The following is a 19644-nucleotide window of genomic DNA, read 5'->3' on the forward strand; positions in this document are numbered from 1 at the left end:
GATGCGGCTCTGGTCGAGCACGTAGGAGCGGATCTGGTGGCCCCAGCCGATGTCGCTCTTGGCGTCCTCGAGCTTCTGTTGCTCGCTCTGGCGCTTGCGCAGCTCGGCTTCGTAGAGGCGCGCACGCAGCATCGACCAGGCTTCATCCTTGTTGCGGTGCTGGGAACGGTCGTTCTGGCACTGCACGACGATGCCGGTGGGGATGTGGGTCAGACGCACCGCGGAGTCGGTCTTGTTGATGTGCTGGCCGCCGGCGCCGGAGGCGCGGTAGGTGTCGGTGCGTACATCAGCGGGGTTGATGTCGATCTCGATGGAATCGTCCACCTCGGGGAAGACGAACACCGACGTGAAGCTGGTGTGGCGGCGCGCGTTGGAGTCGAAGGGGCTCTTGCGGACGAGGCGGTGGATGCCGGTCTCGGTGCGCAGGAAGCCGTAGGCGTATTCGCCGCCGACCTTGATCGTGCAGCTCTTGATGCCGGCCACTTCGCCTTCGGACTCTTCCAGCAGTTCGACCTGGAAGCCCTTGCGTTCGGCGTAGCGCAGGTACATGCGTTCGAGCATGCCGGCCCAGTCCTGGGCTTCGGTGCCGCCGGCGCCGGCCTGGATTTCGATGAAGCAGGCATTGCCGTCCATCGGGTTGCTGAACATGCGGCGGAATTCGAGTTCGCCCACACGGCCTTCGATGGTGGCCACATCGGCCTCGACGGCCTGCATGGTGTCCTCGTCCTCTTCCATGGAGGCGAGTTCGAACAGATCCTGGCCGTCGGCAATGCCCTGCTCGATTTCCTGCAGCGTCAGCACGACGCCTTCGAGGGTCTTCTTTTCCTTGCCGAGTTCCTGGGCGTGCTTTGCATCGTTCCAGATCTCAGGATCTTCGAGTTGCTTGCTGACCTCGATCAGCTTTTCAGCTTTTGAATCGTAGTCAAAGATACCTCCGAAGTTCGAGCTCCCGCGCCTTCAGGTCGGCGAGCTTGTTGGAGATGGCGTTTAGACGTTCTGCTTCCATGATCGGGGCCCTGGCTGGTGCGGGAAAACCGGGCATTATACCTTCAGGGCGGAGTTGAAGCAGCCTGACGGGGCGGGACGTCGTTCAGCGGGCAGGGGTGGGGCCGCTGTCCGGTAGCAGTGAGCCGCTACCAGCCTTTGGCGCCGGGGTTGCCGAGAACTGGGCTTTGCACGCCTGGTATTTGCGCCGGCACCGGTTAGAGCACAGGAATTCCGAGTTGTAGTCGCCCTGGGGGCAGGCCATCAGGCAGCGGGTGTTGGTTTTGATGCAGTCGGTGAGGCTGCCCGTCGGTGGTGCGTAGGTGCTGCGCTTGGGCAGGCCATCGTCGTCCACCTCCTTCTTCACCTCTTTGCGCATCAGGCGGAAGGTGCCCCTCGGCTTGTCTTCCGATTGGGTGGTGTAGATCGTGTAGCGCCCCTCGAACAGGGCCGACTGGCAGCTACCGTACAGACGCAGGGAGAAGGACGGGGTGAGGGGGATCCGCATGTTGCACTGACCGTACTTGTTGACCCCGGATGAGAGCGCTGCGGTGACATGGAATGGCGCGCCGGTCGTGATCGTGCCGGTCAGCTGGCCACTACGCTCGTGCAACTGGAGGGTGACCTGGATGGCGGACTCGAAGTTGTTGGGGACCAGCAGCCCTTCGTAGGTCTCGTCGAGCTCCGCCCGTGCTGGGGTGCAGGCCAGGCCTATCAGGCCGATCAGGAACACGAGTAGGGCGCGGAACACATGGGGCTGTGGCATCGTCGGTCATTTCGCGAGTGGGATGCTGCGCAGGATGCGGCATCCGCCGCCCGGAGGCGGCGGAGCCCCCGTCGGGGGCAGTCATCGCCGACGATTTTAACCCGCTGGCCGAACGGCGCAGGCGGGCTATGTCACATGCTTGTGGTGGATCGGCTCAGAACAGCTCGTCCGCACCGAGGTAGCGCCATTGGCCCGGCGGCAGGTTGCCGAGCATCACGCGACCGATGCGTACGCGTTTGAGGCCGACAACCTTCAGGCCGACCAGCTCGCACATGCGGCGGATCTGGCGCTTCTTGCCTTCGCGAAGCACGAAGCGCAGCTGGTCCTCGTTGAGCCAGCTGACCTTGGCCGGGCGCAGCGCCTCGCCGTCGAGCGACAGGCCGTGGTTGAGCAGCTTGAGACCGTCGTCAGTGAGTTTGCCCTCGACGCGCACGTGGTATTCCTTCTCGATGGACGAGTCGTCACCGATCAGTGCGCGGGCGATGCGCCCGTCCTGGGTGAATACCAGCAGGCCGATGGAGTCGATGTCGAGCCGGCCGGCCGGTGCGAGGCCCCGGTGGTGGGTGCGCAGGTACCGGTTTTCGGACGGATCCTCGGCCCAGCGGTTTTCGGCGGTGATCAGCACGCTGGCCGGCTCGTAGCCATCCTCGGCCTGGCCGGACACGTAGCCGACCGGCTTGTTGAGGAGGATGGTGACGCGGCTGTCCTGGGCGGTCTGGCCGCGGCGATCGAGTTCGACCTTCTGGCCCGGCTTGACGCGGGAGCCGAGTTCGCTGACCACGCGGCCGTCCACGCGGACCCAGCCCTTCTCGATGTATTCGTCGGCCTCGCGGCGCGAGCACAGGCCCAGCTCGGTCATGCGTTTGGAAAGGCGGATCGAACCGTCGTCGCGTAGCGGGGAGGGCGTCGGTGCCGGGCGGGGTTCGCCGCTCCATTGCTTGCGCTCGTGGCGCGGCGGGCGGGCTTCGGCGGGCTTGGCGAAATCGCCGCGGGGACGGCTGCCAGGTTGCGCTGCGGCCTCGCCGTCGGCGCGGTTGTCGTCGCGACGCCGCGGCGGGCGATCGCCGAAGGGGCGCGACGGGCGCTCTTCGCCCCAGCGCGGACGTTCGCCGGCCGTACGCTCGCCGGACGGGCGGGCCGGCTTATCGCCGAAGGGACGGGCAGGCCGGTCGCCAGCCGGGCGGGGCGGACGATCGTCGCGGGGGCGATCGCTACGCGGGCGCTCGTCGCGGAAGCGGTCGCCGCCTTGATGCGGCGCGTCCCCGTCGCGGGGCGGGCGCGGGCTGCGGCGTTCGGGCTCGGCGTTGGCCTGTTCGGGGAACGAGGCCTTGCGGTTGCGGCCCGGGCTGCCGGCAGCCGGCTTGCGCCAGTCCTTGGCGGGCTTGGGGCTGCTGGGGGCTTGCGGGGCCGCCTCGGGGGTGCCGGCTGCGCGCGGCTTGAGCTTCAGTGTGCCGTCGCGGGTGGGCAGCGGGGCACGGCGGCGGAGCGTATCGGTCATGATCAGGCCTTTCTGGCGGCGGAATGCAGTTGCTGGAGGTCGGCCTCTTCAAGATAGACCCACTGGCCTTCGGTCAGGCCGCTCAAGGGGCCCTCGCCAAGGTGAAGGCCGCCGAAACCACTGCGGTGGAGTTGCTCTACATGGTTGCCGGCGGCGGCGATCATGCGTTTGACGACGTGGTATTTGCCCAGGTCGATGCTCATTTCCAGCGTCTTCTCGGCCAGCAGTCGCGCATGCAAGGCCGGGACGGGCTGGGGTTCGTCGATGAGGTCTACTCCGTCGAGCAGGCGCTGTACGAGGACGTCGGTGCCGGGCTCGGCCAGTTCGGCCCGATAGACCTTGGGCACGTGCTTCTTCGGCGACGACAGGTTGTGGATGAAGGCGCCGTCGTCGGAGAACAGCAGCAGCCCGGTGGTGTCCTGGTCGAGGCGGCCGACGCTTTGCACGTTGCGGGCCACCAACTGTTGCGGCAGCAGGGAATACACGCTGCGGTGGTGCTTGGGTTCGTGGGAGCACTCATAGCCGGCAGGCTTGTGGAGAGCGACGTAAGTCTTCTCCCGGTAGGTCCAGCTGTGGCCTTCGACTTCAAAGACCAGGCCGGCAGTATCGATCTCGGCGCCGGGGTCGTCTACCACCTCGCCGTTGATGCGGACTTCGCCGAGTTCCACCCACTGGCGGCACTGGCGACGGCTGCCGAAGCCCTGGTTCTGGAGAATGCGTTCGAGTTTCACGGGAGTTGCGCTAGAGCGGTGTAACTTTCCATTTTCGCGTCTGACGGCAGTGATGGCAACCCGGCTGCCGGCGTGTGGGTTGCTCCGAATCCATGTTGCGTCGATGACTTCCGGTTTGTCGGAAGGCTGTCAGGCGTGGGACGGTAAGGGTCTCTATCCCATTGTCTTTAAAATGTAATGATCGTTAAAGATTGCGTCGCCAACCCCGTAATTGCAGTGCACAATCGCTGTAATTTCCTTGAAGACATCCCGTGATTTTGTCTCGATCCGCTAGCTGCTCGCCTTTCTGGTTCGTCTCCGGTCGCCCCCGTCTGGGCGGTTCGTCCGCGGAGAACTGAGTGTGATCGCCGTTCATGCAGCCCCGGCGGGTTTCCGCCAGTTTCGTGCCGACTTCCGTTTTACCGCCTGCCTGCTGGCCGTGCTGCGTCCGGTGCAGCGCCATCGCGCCTTGTGTGCGGGTGGCGCGCCACTGGCTGCGGATCTGCCGGCGGCCCAGGGCGATGTGGCGCATGCCATCGGGCAGGCGCTGCAGGCCTGTCCGCAGCAGGTGAGTGGTTCCGACGCCGGCGGGGAGCGGGACTTTGTCGAGATGCTGGCGGTGGCCTGGCAGCAGTTGCTGGCAAGCCGGCAGGGCGAAAGTGATGAAATGCTGTTCCTGCGCCATTGCCGTTTGCTGGGCGAGGTACTCGATCGCGCTGGACGCCTCGCCGACGAATGGTCGGGCCTGGACCGGGAGAAGGGGCGCCTGGTGAGCGCCTATGCTCGCCAACTACCGGCGCTGGCCGAGGCGCTCGGACAGATCCGCGGCCTGTGCTGCGGCGTGGCGGCGGCAGGGCGGTGTTCGCCATTCAAGCGCACGCGCCTGTTCTTCCAGTGTTCGTCGGCCGAGGCCTTGCTGGTGGCGGCCAATCAGCGCTACCGGGATGCTGCGCCGCCGATCGAGGCACTTGTGGCGCGCAATGCTGCCGAGCGGCTGGTGCATGTGGTGCGGGCGGAATTCCTGCGTGATCGGGTCGATTACCCGGTGGATGACTTCTACAGGCTGGCGACGGAGGCGATCGATACGGTGTTCGTGTGGATCGAGCAGGTGGGTAACGAATTGATGGGCAAAGCATGAACGGACGGGCGACATTCGGGGCAGGCAAGGCGGCAGCGCGGATTGCGCTGGTTCCGGCCGCTGGTGCGGTGGACGCGTCGCTGGCCGAGCGGGTACTGGCGGCCCTCGAGGGCATGGTGATCCAGGGGCGGCTGACCGGCGGGGACGGTGAGCGCAGCCTCACCTTCGTCAGCGAAGGGGCGGAGGCCCTGTGTGGCTGGTCCGCCGAGGCCTTGATGCGGGATGGCGGCCTCTTCGAGCGCCTCGTCGTCGCCGAGGACAAGGCGTCGCTGATGGCCCACGTGCTGGAGGCGGCCCAGGCCGAGGGGCGCTACCGGGTCGATTACCGGATTACCCATCGCAACGGTAGCGTGCGCTGGGTCAGTGAGCAGGGTGCCGGGCGCTGTGGCGATGGCGGGGTGCGGTATACCGAGGCGCAGATCAAGGACATCACCGACGAGGTGGCGGCCCAGCAGCAATTGGCCGACGCCGAGCTGCGCTACCGCAGCATCTTCGATTCGGGCAGCGAGGGGTTGTTCCAGACCTCCAAGGACGGGGTCTACCTGGCGGCCAATCCGGCGCTGGCCGCCATTTATGGCTACGACTCGCCGGCCCAGCTGATCGCCGAACTGCGCAGCGTGGGCCGGCAGCTCTACGTGGACCCTGAACGGCGGGATGCCTTCATCGCCCAGATGCAGGCGGACGGCGAGGTGCGGGATTTCGTCTCCGCGGTGCGCCGGCGCGACGGCAGCATCGTGTGGATTTCCGAGAGTGCCCACAGCGTGCGCGACGTGGATGGCAACTTTCTGTATTACGAAGGCTCGGTGCGTGACATCACCGCCCAGCGGGAAGCCGAGAACCGCCTGCGCTACCAGGCCACCCGCGACCAGCTGACCGGGCTGCTCAACCGCCTGAGTTTTGCCGAGCGTTTCGAGGAGGCGGCTCGACGCGCCGACCGGCGCGGTGACAACCTGCTGGTGGCCTTCATCGATCTGGACAACTTCAAGGTCATCAACGATTCCCTTGGCCACCTGTTCGGCGACAAGCTGCTGCTGACAGTGGCTTACCGGCTGTCCCAGTGTTTGCGCTCGACCGACGTGCTGGCCCGCTACGGTGGTGACGAATTCGTGCTGATGCTCGAGGACGACGCCCAGAGCGGCAACGTGGAGGCGGTGCTGGCGCGGGTGCAGGAGGCGATCTCCCGCCCGGTGATGCTCGGTGAGAAGGAAGTGACTGTCACCTCCAGTATTGGCGTGGCCCACTATCCGGAAGACGCCCGCAATCTGCCGCAACTGCTGCAGCAGGCCGATGCGGCGATGTACACGGCGAAAGCGGCCGGCCGGGCGCGGGTGCACCGTTTCACGCCGGAGATCGGTGCCAACGCCACCGAGCGCCTGGCGCTGGAGATGGCGTTGCGCAGCGCGATCGAGCGCAGCGAGCTTTCCCTGGTCTATCAGCCGCGCCTCGGGCGCGACGGCGAACTGCGTGCGATGGAGGCCCTGCTGCGCTGGAATAGCGTGGAGTTCGGCCCGGTGTCGCCGGCGCGCTTCATCCGCATTGCTGAGGAGACCGGCCTGATCGTGCCGATCACCGATTTCGTGATCCGCAGCGTCGCCGCCCACCTGGATGGCTGGCAGCGCGCCGGTCTGGCCTGCCCGCGGGTGGCCATCAACTGCTCGGTGCAGCTGTTCCGTGACAGTGGCTTTGCGGGACGGCTGTTCAGTGTTCTCGAGCGCCATTCGCTGGCGCCGCAGTGCATCGAGCTCGAGATCACCGAGACCCAGTTGATGGCCGATCCGCAGCGCATGATCGACACCCTGGCCGAACTCAAGGCGCGCGGGCTGACGGTGGCGGTGGATGACTTTGGCACCGGCTATTCCAGCCTGGCCTACCTTAAGAGCCTCCCGATCGACGTGATCAAGATCGACAAGTCCTTCGTCGACGGCCTGCAGCCGGAGTCGGAAGACCTGCAGTTCTCCCGAGCGATCATCAGCCTCGGCCACAGCCTGGGGCTGACCGTCGTGGCGGAGGGCGTCGAGACCGGGATGCAACACCAGCTGCTGCGCGACCTGGGGTGCGACGAGTTCCAGGGTTACCGCTTCGACCGGCCGCTGCCGGTGCCCACGGTGCTCGGCAAGCTGCAGCGCATGGATGGCGGCCCTTTGTGGCCGTGGGCCAGCGAGCTGGCCCAGGCTTGATCGCCGGGGCCGGTTGGCTCAGCGTCCGCGCAGGAACAGTTTGTCGAGGTCGGCCATGCTCAGGGCTGTCCAGGTCGGGCGGCCATGGTTGCACTGGTCGGCACGCTCGGTGGCCTCCATCTCGCGCAATAGCGCATTCATCTCCGGGATCGTCAGGCTACGGTTGGCGCGCACCGCGCCGTGGCAGGCCATGGTTGCCAGCAGTTCGTTGCGGCGGGCGGTGACGACCTCGCTGGCGGGATAGTCGCGTAGCTCGGCCAAGAGCGCGCGGACCAGCTCGCTGACCGGCGCCCGCGCGAGCAGGGCCGGCACGCTGCGCACCGCCAACTCCTGCGGGCCGGCTGGGCCGATCTCGAAACCCATGCGGGCCAGCAGCTCGGCGTGCTCCTCGGCGCTCGCCATGTCCTTCGGCCCGACGCCGAACACCGCCGGAATCAGGAGCCGCTGCACGCCGGGCGTGCCGTCGAGCAGGGTTTTGAGGCGTTCATAGAGGATGCGCTCGTGGGCGGCATGCATGTCCACCAGGATCAGGCCGCTTTCGTTCTGGGCCAGGATGTACACGCCGTGGAGTTGGGCCAGCGCGTAGCCGAGGGGCGGCGCCAGGTCGCCAGTGGGCAGCGCCGGGCTGTCCTGCCCGGTGGCCAAGGCGGGCTGGAAGGCGGAGAGGGATGGGCGGGGTTCGTCGACGCGGGGGCTCGCCGGGAGGTCCGGGCGGGCCGAGGCGGCGAAATCAAAATAGGCCCGTGACACCGGCTCCATCGCCAGGCGGCTCTGGTAAGGCTGTGTCGTCTGGGGGCCGGGGTACGGATAGCGGACGCCACTCTGGGCTGTCGCGTCCGGTTGCTGGGCTGCTGCCTCCACCGTCGCCGCTGCGCCGCCGGCTCCGGAGGCTGCCAGCGCCCGTGTCAGCGCGTGATAGACGAACTGGTGCACCGCCCGCGAGTCGCGGAAGCGCACTTCGATCTTGGCCGGGTGCACATTCACGTCGACGCCGTAGGGATCCAGCTCCAGGAACAACACATAGGCTGGATGGCGGCTGCCGTGCAGGATGTCGGCGTAAGCTTCACGGATCGCGTGGGTGACCAGCTTGTCGCGCACGAAGCGGCCATTCACGTAGAAGAACTGAGCATCCCGGTTGCTGCGCGAGTAGGCCGGCAGCGAGGCGTAGCCGGTGAGGCGCAGCAGGCCCGATTCGGCCTCGACGAGGCGCGCGGCGGCAAGAAAGTCGTCGCCAAGCAGGGCGCGTACACGGGCCTCCTTGGTGCCGGACGGCAGCCGGTGGCTGACGCGGCCGTTGTGGGAGAGCTGCATCGCCACGTCCGGGCGCGCCAGCGCGACGCGCCGGAAGACGTCGTCGCAATGGGCGAACTCGGTGCCTTCGCTCTTCAGGAATTTGCGTCGCGCCGGGGTGTTGAAATACAGGTCGGCCACGTCCACCACGCTGCCGTGGTTGAGGGCGGCGGGGGCCAGCTCGCGGGGATCGGCGTCGATGCGCCAGGCGTGGGGGGCGCCGTCGGCGCGGCTGGTGATGCTCATCCGCGACACCGCGGCAATGGCCGCCAGCGCCTCGCCGCGGAAGCCCATCGTGCCGACGTGTTCCAGATCGTCGAGGCTGCCGATCTTGCTGGTGGCGTGGCGCTCCAGCGCGAGAGGCAGTTCTTCCTTCGGAATGCCGCAGCCGTCGTCGGCCACCCGGATGCGCCGCACGCCACCTTGTTCCAGTTGCACCTCGACGACCGTGGAGCCGGCGTCCATGGCGTTCTCCAGCACTTCCTTGAGCACCGAGGCCGGTCGTTCCACGACTTCGCCGGCGGCGATCTGGTTGATCAGGTGGTCGGGGAGAAGCTGGATGGCCATGCTGCGGGTCGTGCTCGGGGGAGGGCAGGCATTGTAATGCCCGGTGGCCGCAAGTCCGACCCCTATGTGCAGCGAGGGGTGAAGGGCGGATGGGCGCTGCGGGAGTGGAGAGGCTTGCGGACTGCGGGGATGCGGTGCCGGGCGAATGAATTCGCCCCCGCAGGGCGTGGGGGCGAGGGCTGAAAGATCAGAAGGACAGGGTATCCAGGCGCTTGACCAGCTGGCCGTTCTTGCTCAGCGTGCCCGGCGTGACGAGGCCTTGCTTGATCGCCGCCTCGACCATGGCCGGCGTGGCGGTGGGGTAGCGGGACAAGTACAGTGCCGCGGCGCCGGCCGCGTGGGGGCTGGCCATCGAGGTGCCCGAGGCGGTGGCGAGTCCGTTGCTGAGATAGGTGGACAGGATGCTGACGCCCGGAGCCCAGATGTCGACGCAGGTTCCGTAGTTGCTGAACGAGGCCTCGGTGTCGTTGCTGGCCGTGGCGGCTACGGTGATTGCGCCGGCCAGCGACCCCCCGATGCGAGCCGGGGATTGGGTGCAGGCGTCCACCGCGCTGTTGCCGGCGGCAATCGCGTACACCACGCCGGAATTGACCGATTTGGTGATGGCGCTGTCGAGCATGGTGCTGGTGCCGCTGCCGCCCAGGCTCATGTTGGCGACGGCTGGCTTCACCGCGTTGGCAGTGACCCAGTCCACGCCCTTGATGACCGTCGAGGTATAGCCCGAGCCGGTGCAGTCGAGCACCTTTACGCCGGTTAGGCGCACGCCGGGTGCCATCCCGACCACGTAGGCGCTGTCGTCCTTCGCGCCGATGGTGCCGGCGACATGGGTGCCGTGGCCATTGCAGTCGTAGTTCTTGCCGTCAGCGACGAGGTTGGTGTGGCCGACGAGATTGAGGTCGGTATGGCTGGCGATGCCGGTATCTATCACGTAGACGTTGACGCCGCTGACCGTGCCGCTGCCGTTGCCGGCCAGCGTGGAGGACAGGTTGTCGCGGGTCTTGGTGATGCCCCACGGAATGCTCTGGGCGCTGGCCGTGACCGGCAGATCTTCTTCGATGGCAAGTACGGTCGGGTCGGACTTCAACTGGGCGAGCTGGGCTTCGGTGAGCTCCGCGGCGAAGCCCTTCATCACATGGCTGAAGGCGAGGCGTGCCCTCACCTTATAGCGGGCTTCCAGATCCTGGGTGCGTTCGACCACGCGCTTGTCCACATAACCCCAGTTCTGCGGATCGGCATCGATGCGGCCATCACGGACGGCATTGCGGACCGGGGCCTGCACGGCCGATTCCTGGAACTGGATGATGTAGGCCTTGGTGCCGGTTCCGGCGATTGCGGGGGCCGTAAGGGCGAGTGACAGCAGGCACGGCAGGGTACGGGCATGCATCAGATTTCTCCTGTTTCTGCTTATTTTGGCAAATTTGACGATGAGCCAGTTTACGTCAGAAAAGTGATTTTTTCCCACGTCTTCGGTTTGCTGTCGTGAGGGAGTCGCGGTTCCTTGCGTTTGGTCAAACAAATGCGAGAAATCGCTTTTTCAGCAAAAAATGGCTGTCCAGATTAATGACATGCAGGTTGTAATCGGGGCATTGAAATGCTTGGCGGCGAAAGTCGTTGCCGGAACTGATAACAGGGGGAGAAAACCATGAATGTCGCAAGCTCCATGCGTGTGTCCACGCGCATCCAGGCCCTGGTCGGCCTCGCCTTGCTCGGCTTGCTGGTGCTCTGCGTGACCGCTCTTTACGAACTCAAGTCGAACATGCTGGAGGAGCGCCAGGACAAGTTGAAGAGCCAGGTCGAGAGCGCGGTGAGCGTGCTCAAGTACTTTCAGGCCCAGGCAAGGGACGGGGAAGGTGTCGGAGGCGCAGGCCCGCCAGAGCGCGCGGGAAGTCCTGCGGGGCGTCCGCTATAGCGGCAGCGAGTACATCTTTATCTATCAGAACGACGGGATCACCTTCCTGCACCCGATCAAGCCGGAGTTTGAAGGGCAGAGCAAATGGGACATGCAGGACACCCACGGTAAGTTCCTGATCCGTGAGTTGATCGGGGCGGCCGGCCGGAGCGGTGACTTCGTCGAATACACCTGGGAGCGGACCAAGGGCCAGCCGCCGGAGCCGCGCCTCGCCTATGCCGCATCCTTCGAGCCATGGAAGCTGACGGTCGGCACCGGCGTGTACATCGACGACATCGATAAGGCCTACGCGGCCATTGCCCGTGTGCTGGGTGGCATCTCGGCATTCCTGCTGCTGGTCCTGAGCGCCCTTGGTTGGCAGCTTGGGGCGAGCATCCTGCGACAGCTGGGGGGCGAGCCCGCCGAGGTCGCCGCCGTGATGCAGCGGGTGGCGTCCGGCGACCTGGGGGCGGAGGTCCGTGCTGCCCCGGCCGGCAGCCTGTTGCACGCCACCGGCACGATGGTCCAGGCATTACGCAGCCTTGTTGCGGAAATCAATCGAGAGGCCAACAGCCTGGTGGATAACGCGGCGCGCATTGCGGCGGCGTCCGACCAGATCGCCGGCGCCGCAGACCAGCAGTCCGACGCTACATCGGCGATGGCGGCGGCCATCGAGGAGCTGACCGTCAGTTCCAGCCACATTTCCGACAGCGCGACCGACGGTTCCCGCTACTCCACGGAGGCGGTCGAACTGGCGGGGGCCGGTTCGACGCGGGTGGATCTGGCGGCCAGCGCCATCCGCAAGATCTCCGATACCGTCAACGATGCGTCCGGGCGGATCCGGGCCCTCGAGGAACGGGCACGCCAGGTGTCGTCGATTGCCAGTGTGATCAAGGATATCGCCGGCCAGACCAACCTGCTGGCCCTCAACGCCGCCATCGAGGCGGCGCGGGCTGGCGAGCAGGGGCGTGGCTTTGCGGTGGTGGCGGACGAGGTGCGCAAGCTGGCCGAACGGACCTCTTCGGCGACCACCGAGATCGAGCAGATGATCATTGGCATCCAGGGCGACACAGGGGGCGCCGTCGAGGCGATGAATGCGGCGCTGCCTGAGGTGCAGGAGGGCGTCGAACTGGCCTCGTCCGCCGTCGAGTTGTTGAAGTCCATCGAGGAGGGGGCCCGCGCCACGCTGCAGCGGGTCGGTGACGTGGCTGACGCAACGCGGGAGCAGAGCGCAGCCAGTACCGCCATCGCCCAGCGGGTCGAACAGATTGCCAGCATGGTCGAGGACACCACCGGCACCATCCGCGATACGGCTGCCGTTGCGCACCACCTGGAGGGGATCGCCACCAACCTCAAGCAACAGATCGGCCGCTTCCGGGTGTCCTGATGCAGGGCTGATGGGGCCGGGCTGTCCGCCGCCGCGACGGATTGTCACGTGAGGCGTTATGGCGCATGGAAATGTGATGGCGTTTTTTTATGATCCTGCGCTTTCGCATTCTCTGTTCGCGCCGGCGAGGACATCGGGGGTACCCATGGCCTCCGGCCATGGCCCATGCTGCATATCGTCTGTATTCCCCGTCTTCATCCGCCAGCCGGGCTGGCGCTGATTGGCCTGAGTCTTGTTTCATCGGTCGTTGCTGCCGAACCTGGCGATGCCGCAGGCGGGCTGACCTCAGCCAGTCCCACGCAGGTGACCCGCTTGGAGGAAGTGCTCGTTACGGCTACCAGGCTGCCGGCAGATTCGTACGCGGCTGCGAAGGCCAGCGTCGGGGGCAAGTCAAACGAGGCCTTGCGGGATATCCCGCAATCCGTGAGCGTCCTCACCCGCCAGCGCATCGAGGACCAGAACCTCATTGAAGCCACTCGGGCACTCACCTGGGTGACCGGCCTGGTGGACGGCCGCTCAAATGAAAGCGATACGCCGCTGATCAGTGCCCGTGGTTTTCGCGTCGATAACGTGACGATAGACGGAAGTCTGGCGGGAGCGACGTTCTGGCAGGTGCCGTCGGATCTGTCGATGTATGAACAGGTTGAAGTGCTGCGGGGCCCCACGGGACTGTTCAACGGCAGCGGCCCCACTGGTTCGGCAGGTGGGGCGATCAATTACCAGCGCAAGCGTCCGCAGGCTACACCGCTGACCCGGCTGGAGTTCGCGGTGGGGCAGTGGGATCACTACCGTGTCACTCTCGATGCGGGGCGTCCTTTGGGGGAGGACGATCGCCTGCGCGGGCGCCTGGTGGTGAGCAGCCTCGATCAGAACGATTTCATTGCTTATACCGGTCGCCAGAACCAGACGATCTATGGTGTCCTGGATTACCAGCTCACCCCGGCCACGCTTCTCACCGTCGGCACCGATTATGACCGGCGTCGCTCTGTTCCCACCTATAAATACGCAACCTTCCGAGGCGACGGTTCCGACCCGCGCTGGCCACGTGAGACGGCCTGGATGGTGCCCTGGGCTCGCTGGGATGGAGACACTACCGGCGCTTTCGCCGAGGTGACGCACCGCCTCAACGATGACTGGCGCATCAAGGCAGCCTACAACTACCGGCAGGAAAAACTGTTCTGGGACTGGGCCTGGGTAACCGGGGTCGTTGATCCCATTCCGGGCAGCACGCAAAAGCCGCTCTACGTGACCAGCCAGCGCCGGGATACAGACGATCAGGTGCATACCTTTGACCTCCATCTGCTTGGCCGCTTCAGGGCCTGGGGGCGTACCCACGACCTTGTGGTCGGCGCCAACGCCGCGCAGCGGGAGCAGGTCACCCATCAACCCACGTCCGGCAAGTATTCCTACAACTGGGGTGGGCCCGACACCTTCTACATTGATCCGACCCGCATCAACATTGGTGAAGCGCCTTGGCGCCCCTCCGCCATGTCCGGCGATCCGACCACTTACCGCTACCAGGACGATGGTGTGTATGGAAATCTCAGGCTGCGCGTTCTCGACCAGCTTACCCTCACTGCCGGCGGGCGCATCAGCACCTATGCGTACAAGGGCTATACGAACAGCACAGCCACCAACAAGGGGGCCTACAAGCGCTCGGGTGTCCTCACCCCCTACGCCGCGCTGACCTGGGACTTCAGTAATAGCACCAGCGTCTATGTCAGCCACGCGGAAGTTTTCAGCGTCACGAACGCCTACAAGGTGACGGGTGAGATGGTTGACCCAGTGGTGGGCAACAACCGGGAGATCGGTCTCAAGTCCGAATTTTTTGACGGAAACCTGCTTGCATCCCTGGCCGCCTATCGACTGACCAGCAAGAACCAGACCCGGATCGACCCGAGCGCGCCTTATCCCTGCCCGGCCTCGCCATTGCCCACTGCCTATTGCTACATCGCCGACAACGAGCAGCAGGTCGATGGCGCCGAGCTGGAGCTGGTTGGTCGCCTGACCAGCAACTGGCAGGTCATGCTCGGCCTCAGCCACATGAAGAAGCGCTACACCCGCTGGCTCGACGGCAACGGGGGGGTGAGCAGCACCCAGGGTGACAGCTGGTGGAAGGACGACCCGGACAATACGGTGAAAGCCTGGTCCAGCTATCGTCTGCCTGGCCCGGCTGCATCCTGGCGAGTGGGGGGCGGTGTCCGCTGGCAGAGCGAAACCTACGCGGAGCGTGCGGCCTCCGGCACGATCCCCGCGGCCCGCGTCACGCAGCCTGCCTTTGCGGTATGGGATGGCCTATTGGCCTGGGAGATCAACAAGACCTGGAGCGCTCAGCTCAATCTCACCAACCTGTTTGACAAGGTTTATTACTCGCGGGTGACCACCTCCTACGGCAGCTACGGAGAGCCGCGCCGCTTGATGCTTACCTTGCGTGCGACGCTCTAGGTTCAAGTCCTTCCATCTTCATTCCAGTGCATCGCCCATGAAAAAGAACCTCGTTCGACGACCGTCGCATTTCAAACCATCGGTGATGGTGGCCATGCTGGCGCTTATTACGAGCCTCTGCGGCGCCCTCCCGGCCTCAGCCCAGCGGACGGCCGACCCACTGCAGGACGCCTCCCCCAAAGAGATCCTTGATCAGATCCGCAAGGATGCACGCGTCAATCCACTGCGCACGGCCCGCTTGCTGGCCGACCTGCGGCCGGAGCGCATGAGCGCCGACGATCGGGCCACCTGGGTGCACCTGTCCCGGGAGGCCGCGCTGCGCAACGGCGACCTTGCGACCCTTTTGGCCCTGAAGGGCCAGCCCGATCCGTTTTCACTGCTGCCCCTGTCCCGTCTCCTGCTGGCCAACGCTCACCTCAATGAGGCCAATCTCCCGGCCGCCCGCGCCGAACTCGACAAGCTGGGGCCGCTGGCTGGGCTCAATACCCGCGACCAGCGGCGCTATTGGGCCCTCCGGGCGCGGCTTGGGCAACTGGAAGGTCGGCCCGACGCGGAGCGCGCGGCGATCGAGCGGATCGTCGAGGAGCTCGCCCACTGGCCCTCTGCCGATTGCCAGTCTTGCCACAATGACCCCAAGGCTCCTCTGGCCCTTCCTTTTCTGGAAATCCGCAATACGTGGTATGGCCAGCGTTTTGTCGAGTTGCTGAAAGCCCAGGGCGATGCCGGACGCGTCCGCCTGCTGGCAGAGCAACGCCTGCTCAGCCAGCCGGACGACATCAAGGCTCGGATTGTCCTCGGCTACGTCTGCTTGGCTGAGGGGCGGCCGGATGAGGCTGAGCGCTACTGGGCGGAGATCCCCTGGTTGGCCCTATCGGATCGTCAGGGCACTCCTGTTCGGATGATGTTTTCATGGCCTTGAATCTGGGATTGTTCTTCGGATCATCTTTCTGTGGGCCAAAGCTGGATGGTTCTGTGGCGTGATCTGACGTAGGAAGTCAGCTCCGAAGGCGGCGCAATGCTGTGGTGCCGTGGCCCGTCCGTATAATGGCGCTCCCATCCCATATCGTTCCTTCCCGGAGCCCGCCATGAAACTCGGTACCCCTCTTTCTCCTTCTGCCCTGCGCGTGATGCTGCTGGGCTCTGGCGAACTCGGCAAGGAGGTGCTGATCGCCTTGCAGCGCCTGGGTGTCGAGACGATTGCGGTGGACCGTTATCCGAACGCCCCTGGTCACCAGGTGGCGCACCGCGCCCACGTGATCCCGATGACCGACGGCGCCGCGCTGCGCGCGCTGGTCGAAAAGGAAAAACCCCATCTGATCGTGCCCGAGATCGAGGCGATCGCCACCGACACGCTCGTCGAGATTGAGGCCGAGGGCCTGGCCGAGGTGATCCCGACAGCTCGCGCCGCGCGCCTGACGATGAACCGGGAAGGCATCCGCCGCCTTGCTGCCGAGGAACTCGGGCTGGCCACGTCGCCCTACCGCTTCGCTGATTCCCTGGCCGAGCTGCAGGCCGCCATCGACGGCACTGACGGCCAGCCGGCGATCGGCTACCCGTGCATAGTCAAGCCAGTGATGTCGTCCTCCGGCAAGGGACAGTCGCTGCTGAAGGGGCCGGATGACGTGCAGAAGGCCTGGGACTACGCGGCCGCCGGTGGGCGGGTCAACCAGGGGCGGGTCATCGTCGAGGGCTTCATCGATTTCGATTACGAGATCACGCAGCTCACCGTGCGCGCCTGTGATGCAACCGGCACGGTGCAAACCTACTTCTGTGATCCCATCGGCCACGTGCAGGTGTCGGGCGACTACGTCGAGTCCTGGCAGCCGCAGGCGATGAGCCCGGTGGCCCTCGAGCGCTCGCGGGAGATCGCCGGTGCCGTCACCGCCAATCTGGGCGGGCGTGGTCTGTTCGGCGTCGAACTGTTCGTGAAGGGCGACATGGTGTGGTTCTCCGAGGTCAGCCCGCGTCCCCACGATACCGGCCTGGTCACCCTGTGCTCCCAGCGCTTCTCCGAATTCGAGCTGCATGCGCGGGCGATCCTCGGACTGCCGGTGGACGTGAGCCTGCGCGAGCCGGGCGCCTCCGCGGTGATCTACGGCGGCATGGAGGCCGAGGGTGTCGTCTTCGAAGGCGTGGCCGATGCGCTGGCCGTGCCACGCACCGACCTGCGCCTGTTCGGCAAGCCGGAGGCCTTTGCGCGGCGCCGGATGGGGGTTGCGGTGGCCAATGGTGCCGACGTGGAAGAGGCGCGGGGGCGGGCCAAGCTGGCCGCCGGCAAGGTCAGGCCGGTACGAAGCGCAGGCTGATCAACCGTCCGGCAGCAGCACGGCCGGCGGGCATGTCGTGGCCGCTCGCGCTATCCGCATCCTTGATGAGGGTTTCGATCTGGCCGATCGCGATGCCGTGCTCGGCAAAGAAGACCTGCAGGGCCTTCAGGCGCAGGCCGAACAGCACCGGGTTGTAGTGGGTTGCCGGTGTGTTGCCGAAGCCGGTCATGATCAGGCGGATCTCCGGGCGGGCCTGGACCATCAAGGCGATCTCCCCGAGCAGCGAGGCGTAGCTGGGGCTCAGCTGCGCTTGCCGGTTCTCGAAAGCCTGGGTGGTGTCGACGGTCAGGTTGATCGCGCGGTCGTCATCCTGCCATGCGGTCTTCAGACCGGCGGCACGAGCCAGGCGGGAGATCTCGCCGGCGAGGCCGCGCCAGCCTGAGGGCCGTACCGCCAGGGCGCTGCTTGCGACGGCGCTGCCCGGGTCAGGGGCGCCTGCCAGACCGCTTTGGGTCAGTAGGAGTCCGCTGGCAGCGAGCAGGCCACAAGCAAGGGGATAGAGGGCGGTGCGAAGGCGGAGCAGGGGGCCGGGGACGATTGCGCGCATGAGGTGTTTCCTGAAAAACCGGGGTGTACGGGGTGCAAATGGAACTGGGGGACGCCGGCGGCCGGAAAAGCCGCGTCTCCTCGAGTAAACTATATTGGTGTAAATATAATTTCCACAAATGAATTCAGCCGACTCTCCACTCGAGGTGCCTGCCACCCGTCCAGCAGAGGAATCTTTGGCCTTTGCGGTCCTCAAACAGTTCCGCCTCATCTACGGTTCGGTAAAGCAGCATTTCCGCGAGATAGAGCAAAGCTGCGGTGTATCGGGCTCCCAGCTGTGGCTACTGCATGAGATCGCCCGCACGCCGGGCGTTGGCGTATCTGAACTGGCCGGCCGCCTGTCTATCCATCAGTCCACCTGCAGCCAGTTGGTGGACAAGCTGGAAACCCGTGGCCTGGTGAACAAGCGCCGCAAGCCGGAGGACCAGCGCCGGGTCGGCCTGCAACTCAGCGATGGTGCGAGGGACGTGCTGCAGGCGGCACCGGGGCCGGCCGAGGGTATATTGCCGGAGGCCCTGCAAGGTTTGTCCGAAGAGGAATTGCTGCACTTGCAGGCCGGGCTGGCCAGCGTCATCGGCCAGTTGAAGACGCGTGACGAGCGGAGCGTCGACAAGCCGCTGGCCGACCTGTAAGACGTTGAGGGGCGCAGGCCCCGAAAGGAGAGCAAGCGTGGCAAGGCACAAGACGATCCGGATCGGGCTGTCGGCCCGCCTGTTCCATCCCAAGCAGGGGGCGACGGGCCTCGAGTCGAAGACCCTGCAGGTGCTCGAGCAATCCATCGCCCAGTGGATCATGTCGCGGGACGTGCTGGTGTTGATGGTGCCGTCGATCCTGAAGGACGGGCCGATCCACCGCAGCAACATCCGCTTGCGCGATTACGCCGAATACCTCGATGGCCTTGTGTTGCAGGGCGGCGCCGATGTGAGTCCGGAAGCCTACGGTGAGCAGCCGCTGAAGGAGGAGTGGACCGGTGACCGGGTCCGTGATGCCTATGAGATGGAGCTGCTGCATGAGTTCGTCGAGCTCGGCAAGCCCGTGCTCGGCATCTGCCGCGGCATGCAGTTGATCAACGTGGCCTTTGGCGGCTCCCTCTACCAGGACATTCCGACCCAGTTCGGTGGCTCGGGGCGTCACCAGGCCGAGGCCTACGACCTGCATCATCACTCGGTGCGTTTCGAGGAGAAGGGCCAGTTCGAGCGCTGGTTCGGGAGCGCCGAAGGCGGGCGTGTGGTGTCCATCCACCACCAGTGCGTGAAGACGCTGGGGCGTGATCTGGTCGTCGAAGCGGTGTCTTCCGACGACGGCATGGTCGAGGCGATCCGTCATACCGGCCGCAGCTTCGTGGTTGGCGTGCAGTGGCATCCGGAGTTCCATACGCCCGGCCGCACGGATCTACTAGATTGCGTGCCACTGCTCGATGCCTTCCACGCGGCGGCTCGGGGACGCTGAAGGCCTTCTTCCTCCGCCCGGAACCAATCCGATCGGGTGGGTTCCACCTGACAGCCCAGTAACGGGACCGACTTCCGGTCCGCTTCAACAGCAGGAATCATTCAATGGCCGGTTTCGAGAACTATCTGCAGGACACCCAGGACATCGAGCGCGAGATCGAGCGCAGGGGCGTGGCCCTCGGAATCGACTGGAGCAATGCGGAGCAGGTGCGGGCGTTGGCGCGGGAGGCGATCGAACACGTCCCGTCGGACATGCAGCGGGCGATGACCCGGCCCATCGACTACCAGCAGCTTGCCAAGGTCGAGCTGTTCGGCCTGGCGGCCCTGATGCTGCGTACGATGCAGGAGAGCGCCAGCATCGGCTTCGAGAGCCACGGCGGGGTGATCTGGAAAACCTTCGCACGTGCCCTGTGGGCTGAGGCTCAAGCCCACGGCACCTTGCAGGGTGGGAAACCGCCAGGTGGCGCTTGATA

The 19644-nt window shown here is 65.7% G+C and carries 17 protein-coding genes; 10 read left to right on the forward strand and 7 right to left on the reverse strand.

Features of this window, described 5'->3' with window-relative positions:
• The 4 genes from prfB to ACE3RX_RS13105 form a co-directional block, all read right to left on the reverse strand.
• A protein-coding gene (gene prfB / locus ACE3RX_RS13090) for a peptide chain release factor 2 (protein WP_374484278.1) occupies window positions 1–1006 on the reverse strand; the annotation gives its coding sequence in 2 pieces (ribosomal slippage) (window positions 1–924 and window positions 926–1006; 1005 coding nt annotated over the 2 pieces). This gene is flagged as partial in the annotation.
• Between the two features lie 84 nt (window positions 1007–1090).
• On the reverse strand, window positions 1091–1750 hold the full coding sequence (locus ACE3RX_RS13095; protein ID WP_374484281.1) for a hypothetical protein: 660 nt from the start codon (window positions 1748–1750) through the stop codon (window positions 1091–1093).
• A gap of 154 nt (window positions 1751–1904) precedes the next feature.
• Entirely contained in the window at window positions 1905–3248 is a 1344-nt protein-coding gene (locus ACE3RX_RS13100) for a pseudouridine synthase (RefSeq protein ID WP_374484284.1), read from the reverse strand.
• A gap of 2 nt (window positions 3249–3250) precedes the next feature.
• Complete coding sequence (locus ACE3RX_RS13105) at window positions 3251–3979, reverse strand: pseudouridine synthase (RefSeq protein WP_374484288.1); 729 nt, start codon at window positions 3977–3979, stop codon at window positions 3251–3253.
• 340 nt (window positions 3980–4319) lie between these two features.
• Between ACE3RX_RS13105 and ACE3RX_RS13110 the strand changes: the two genes are divergently transcribed.
• Both ACE3RX_RS13110 and ACE3RX_RS13115 read left to right on the forward strand, forming a co-directional pair.
• Window positions 4320–5096 carry a hypothetical protein gene (locus tag ACE3RX_RS13110; RefSeq protein WP_374484291.1) on the forward strand — a complete coding sequence of 259 codons (777 nt, stop codon included), beginning with the start codon at window positions 4320–4322 and terminating at the stop codon, window positions 5094–5096.
• A complete protein-coding gene (locus tag ACE3RX_RS13115; RefSeq protein WP_374484294.1) occupies window positions 5093–7273 on the forward strand; it encodes a putative bifunctional diguanylate cyclase/phosphodiesterase in 2181 nt (726 codons plus the stop codon). Before ACE3RX_RS13110 ends, ACE3RX_RS13115 begins: the two co-directional genes overlap by 4 nt.
• An 18-nt stretch (window positions 7274–7291) precedes the next feature.
• On the opposite strand, the gene mutL is transcribed toward ACE3RX_RS13115, so the two are convergent.
• Window positions 7292–9130 carry a DNA mismatch repair endonuclease MutL gene (mutL, locus tag ACE3RX_RS13120; protein WP_374484298.1) on the reverse strand — a complete coding sequence of 613 codons (1839 nt, stop codon included), beginning with the start codon at window positions 9128–9130 and terminating at the stop codon, window positions 7292–7294.
• 187 nt (window positions 9131–9317) lie between these two features.
• On the reverse strand, window positions 9318–10514 hold the full coding sequence (locus ACE3RX_RS13125; RefSeq protein WP_374484301.1) for a S8 family peptidase: 1197 nt from the start codon (window positions 10512–10514) through the stop codon (window positions 9318–9320).
• A gap of 258 nt (window positions 10515–10772) precedes the next feature.
• Between ACE3RX_RS13125 and ACE3RX_RS13130 the strand changes: the two genes are divergently transcribed.
• The 5 genes from ACE3RX_RS13130 (at window position 10773) to purT (ending at window position 17156) form a co-directional block, all read left to right on the forward strand.
• Window positions 10773–11039: a hypothetical protein gene (locus tag ACE3RX_RS13130; protein WP_374484305.1), complete on the forward strand. Its 267-nt coding sequence runs from the start codon at window positions 10773–10775 to the stop codon at window positions 11037–11039.
• Complete coding sequence (locus tag ACE3RX_RS13135; protein WP_374484309.1) at window positions 10981–12405, forward strand: methyl-accepting chemotaxis protein; 1425 nt, start codon at window positions 10981–10983, stop codon at window positions 12403–12405. Before ACE3RX_RS13130 ends, ACE3RX_RS13135 begins: the two co-directional genes overlap by 59 nt.
• Window positions 12406–12570: 165 nt before the next feature.
• Window positions 12571–14850: a TonB-dependent siderophore receptor gene (locus ACE3RX_RS13140; RefSeq protein WP_374484312.1), complete on the forward strand. Its 2280-nt coding sequence runs from the start codon at window positions 12571–12573 to the stop codon at window positions 14848–14850.
• A 37-nt stretch (window positions 14851–14887) separates the two neighbouring features.
• Window positions 14888–15769, forward strand: coding sequence for a hypothetical protein (locus ACE3RX_RS13145; RefSeq protein WP_374484314.1), 882 nt, complete (start codon window positions 14888–14890; stop codon window positions 15767–15769).
• Between the two features lie 166 nt (window positions 15770–15935).
• Complete coding sequence (purT, locus tag ACE3RX_RS13150) at window positions 15936–17156, forward strand: formate-dependent phosphoribosylglycinamide formyltransferase (RefSeq protein WP_374484317.1); 1221 nt, start codon at window positions 15936–15938, stop codon at window positions 17154–17156.
• Here the strand turns inward: purT and ACE3RX_RS13155 are convergent.
• Complete coding sequence (locus ACE3RX_RS13155; RefSeq protein ID WP_374484319.1) at window positions 17131–17724, reverse strand: hypothetical protein; 594 nt, start codon at window positions 17722–17724, stop codon at window positions 17131–17133. The two genes, purT and ACE3RX_RS13155, sit on opposite strands and share 26 nt — an antisense overlap.
• Window positions 17725–17899: 175 nt before the next feature.
• Between ACE3RX_RS13155 and ACE3RX_RS13160 the strand changes: the two genes are divergently transcribed.
• The 3 genes from ACE3RX_RS13160 to ACE3RX_RS13170 all read left to right on the forward strand — a co-directional run bounded on the left by ACE3RX_RS13160 (window position 17900) and on the right by ACE3RX_RS13170 (window position 19642).
• Complete coding sequence (locus tag ACE3RX_RS13160; protein ID WP_374484321.1) at window positions 17900–18355, forward strand: MarR family winged helix-turn-helix transcriptional regulator; 456 nt, start codon at window positions 17900–17902, stop codon at window positions 18353–18355.
• A gap of 37 nt (window positions 18356–18392) precedes the next feature.
• Window positions 18393–19172, forward strand: a complete 780-nt coding sequence (locus ACE3RX_RS13165) for a gamma-glutamyl-gamma-aminobutyrate hydrolase family protein (RefSeq protein ID WP_374484323.1) — start codon at window positions 18393–18395, stop codon at window positions 19170–19172.
• Between the two features lie 104 nt (window positions 19173–19276).
• Complete coding sequence (locus ACE3RX_RS13170; protein ID WP_374484325.1) at window positions 19277–19642, forward strand: hypothetical protein; 366 nt, start codon at window positions 19277–19279, stop codon at window positions 19640–19642.
• Window positions 19643–19644 lie beyond the last annotated feature (2 nt).

Origin of the sequence: Zoogloea sp., from assembly GCF_041914405.1 — a bacterium.
Taxonomy (GTDB): Bacteria; Pseudomonadota; Gammaproteobacteria; order Burkholderiales; family Rhodocyclaceae; genus Zoogloea.

What these genes read in the sequence shown, in the direction of transcription:
- ACE3RX_RS13095 (WP_374484281.1), bottom strand. Translation starts at nt 1,750, where the DNA reads ATGCCACAGCCCCATGTGTTCCGCGCCCTACTCGTGTTCCTGATCGGC.
- ACE3RX_RS13100 (WP_374484284.1), bottom strand. Translation starts at nt 3,248, where the DNA reads ATGACCGATACGCTCCGCCGCCGTGCCCCGCTGCCCACCCGCGACGGC.
- ACE3RX_RS13115 (WP_374484294.1), top strand. Translation starts at nt 5,093, where the DNA reads ATGAACGGACGGGCGACATTCGGGGCAGGCAAGGCGGCAGCGCGGATT.
- mutL (WP_374484298.1), bottom strand. Translation starts at nt 9,130, where the DNA reads ATGGCCATCCAGCTTCTCCCCGACCACCTGATCAACCAGATCGCCGCC.
- ACE3RX_RS13125 (WP_374484301.1), bottom strand. Translation starts at nt 10,514, where the DNA reads ATGCATGCCCGTACCCTGCCGTGCCTGCTGTCACTCGCCCTTACGGCC.
- ACE3RX_RS13130 (WP_374484305.1), top strand. Translation starts at nt 10,773, where the DNA reads ATGAATGTCGCAAGCTCCATGCGTGTGTCCACGCGCATCCAGGCCCTG.
- ACE3RX_RS13140 (WP_374484312.1), top strand. Translation starts at nt 12,571, where the DNA reads ATGCTGCATATCGTCTGTATTCCCCGTCTTCATCCGCCAGCCGGGCTG.
- ACE3RX_RS13145 (WP_374484314.1), top strand. Translation starts at nt 14,888, where the DNA reads ATGAAAAAGAACCTCGTTCGACGACCGTCGCATTTCAAACCATCGGTG.
- purT (WP_374484317.1), top strand. Translation starts at nt 15,936, where the DNA reads ATGAAACTCGGTACCCCTCTTTCTCCTTCTGCCCTGCGCGTGATGCTG.
- ACE3RX_RS13155 (WP_374484319.1), bottom strand. Translation starts at nt 17,724, where the DNA reads ATGCGCGCAATCGTCCCCGGCCCCCTGCTCCGCCTTCGCACCGCCCTC.
- ACE3RX_RS13170 (WP_374484325.1), top strand. Translation starts at nt 19,277, where the DNA reads ATGGCCGGTTTCGAGAACTATCTGCAGGACACCCAGGACATCGAGCGC.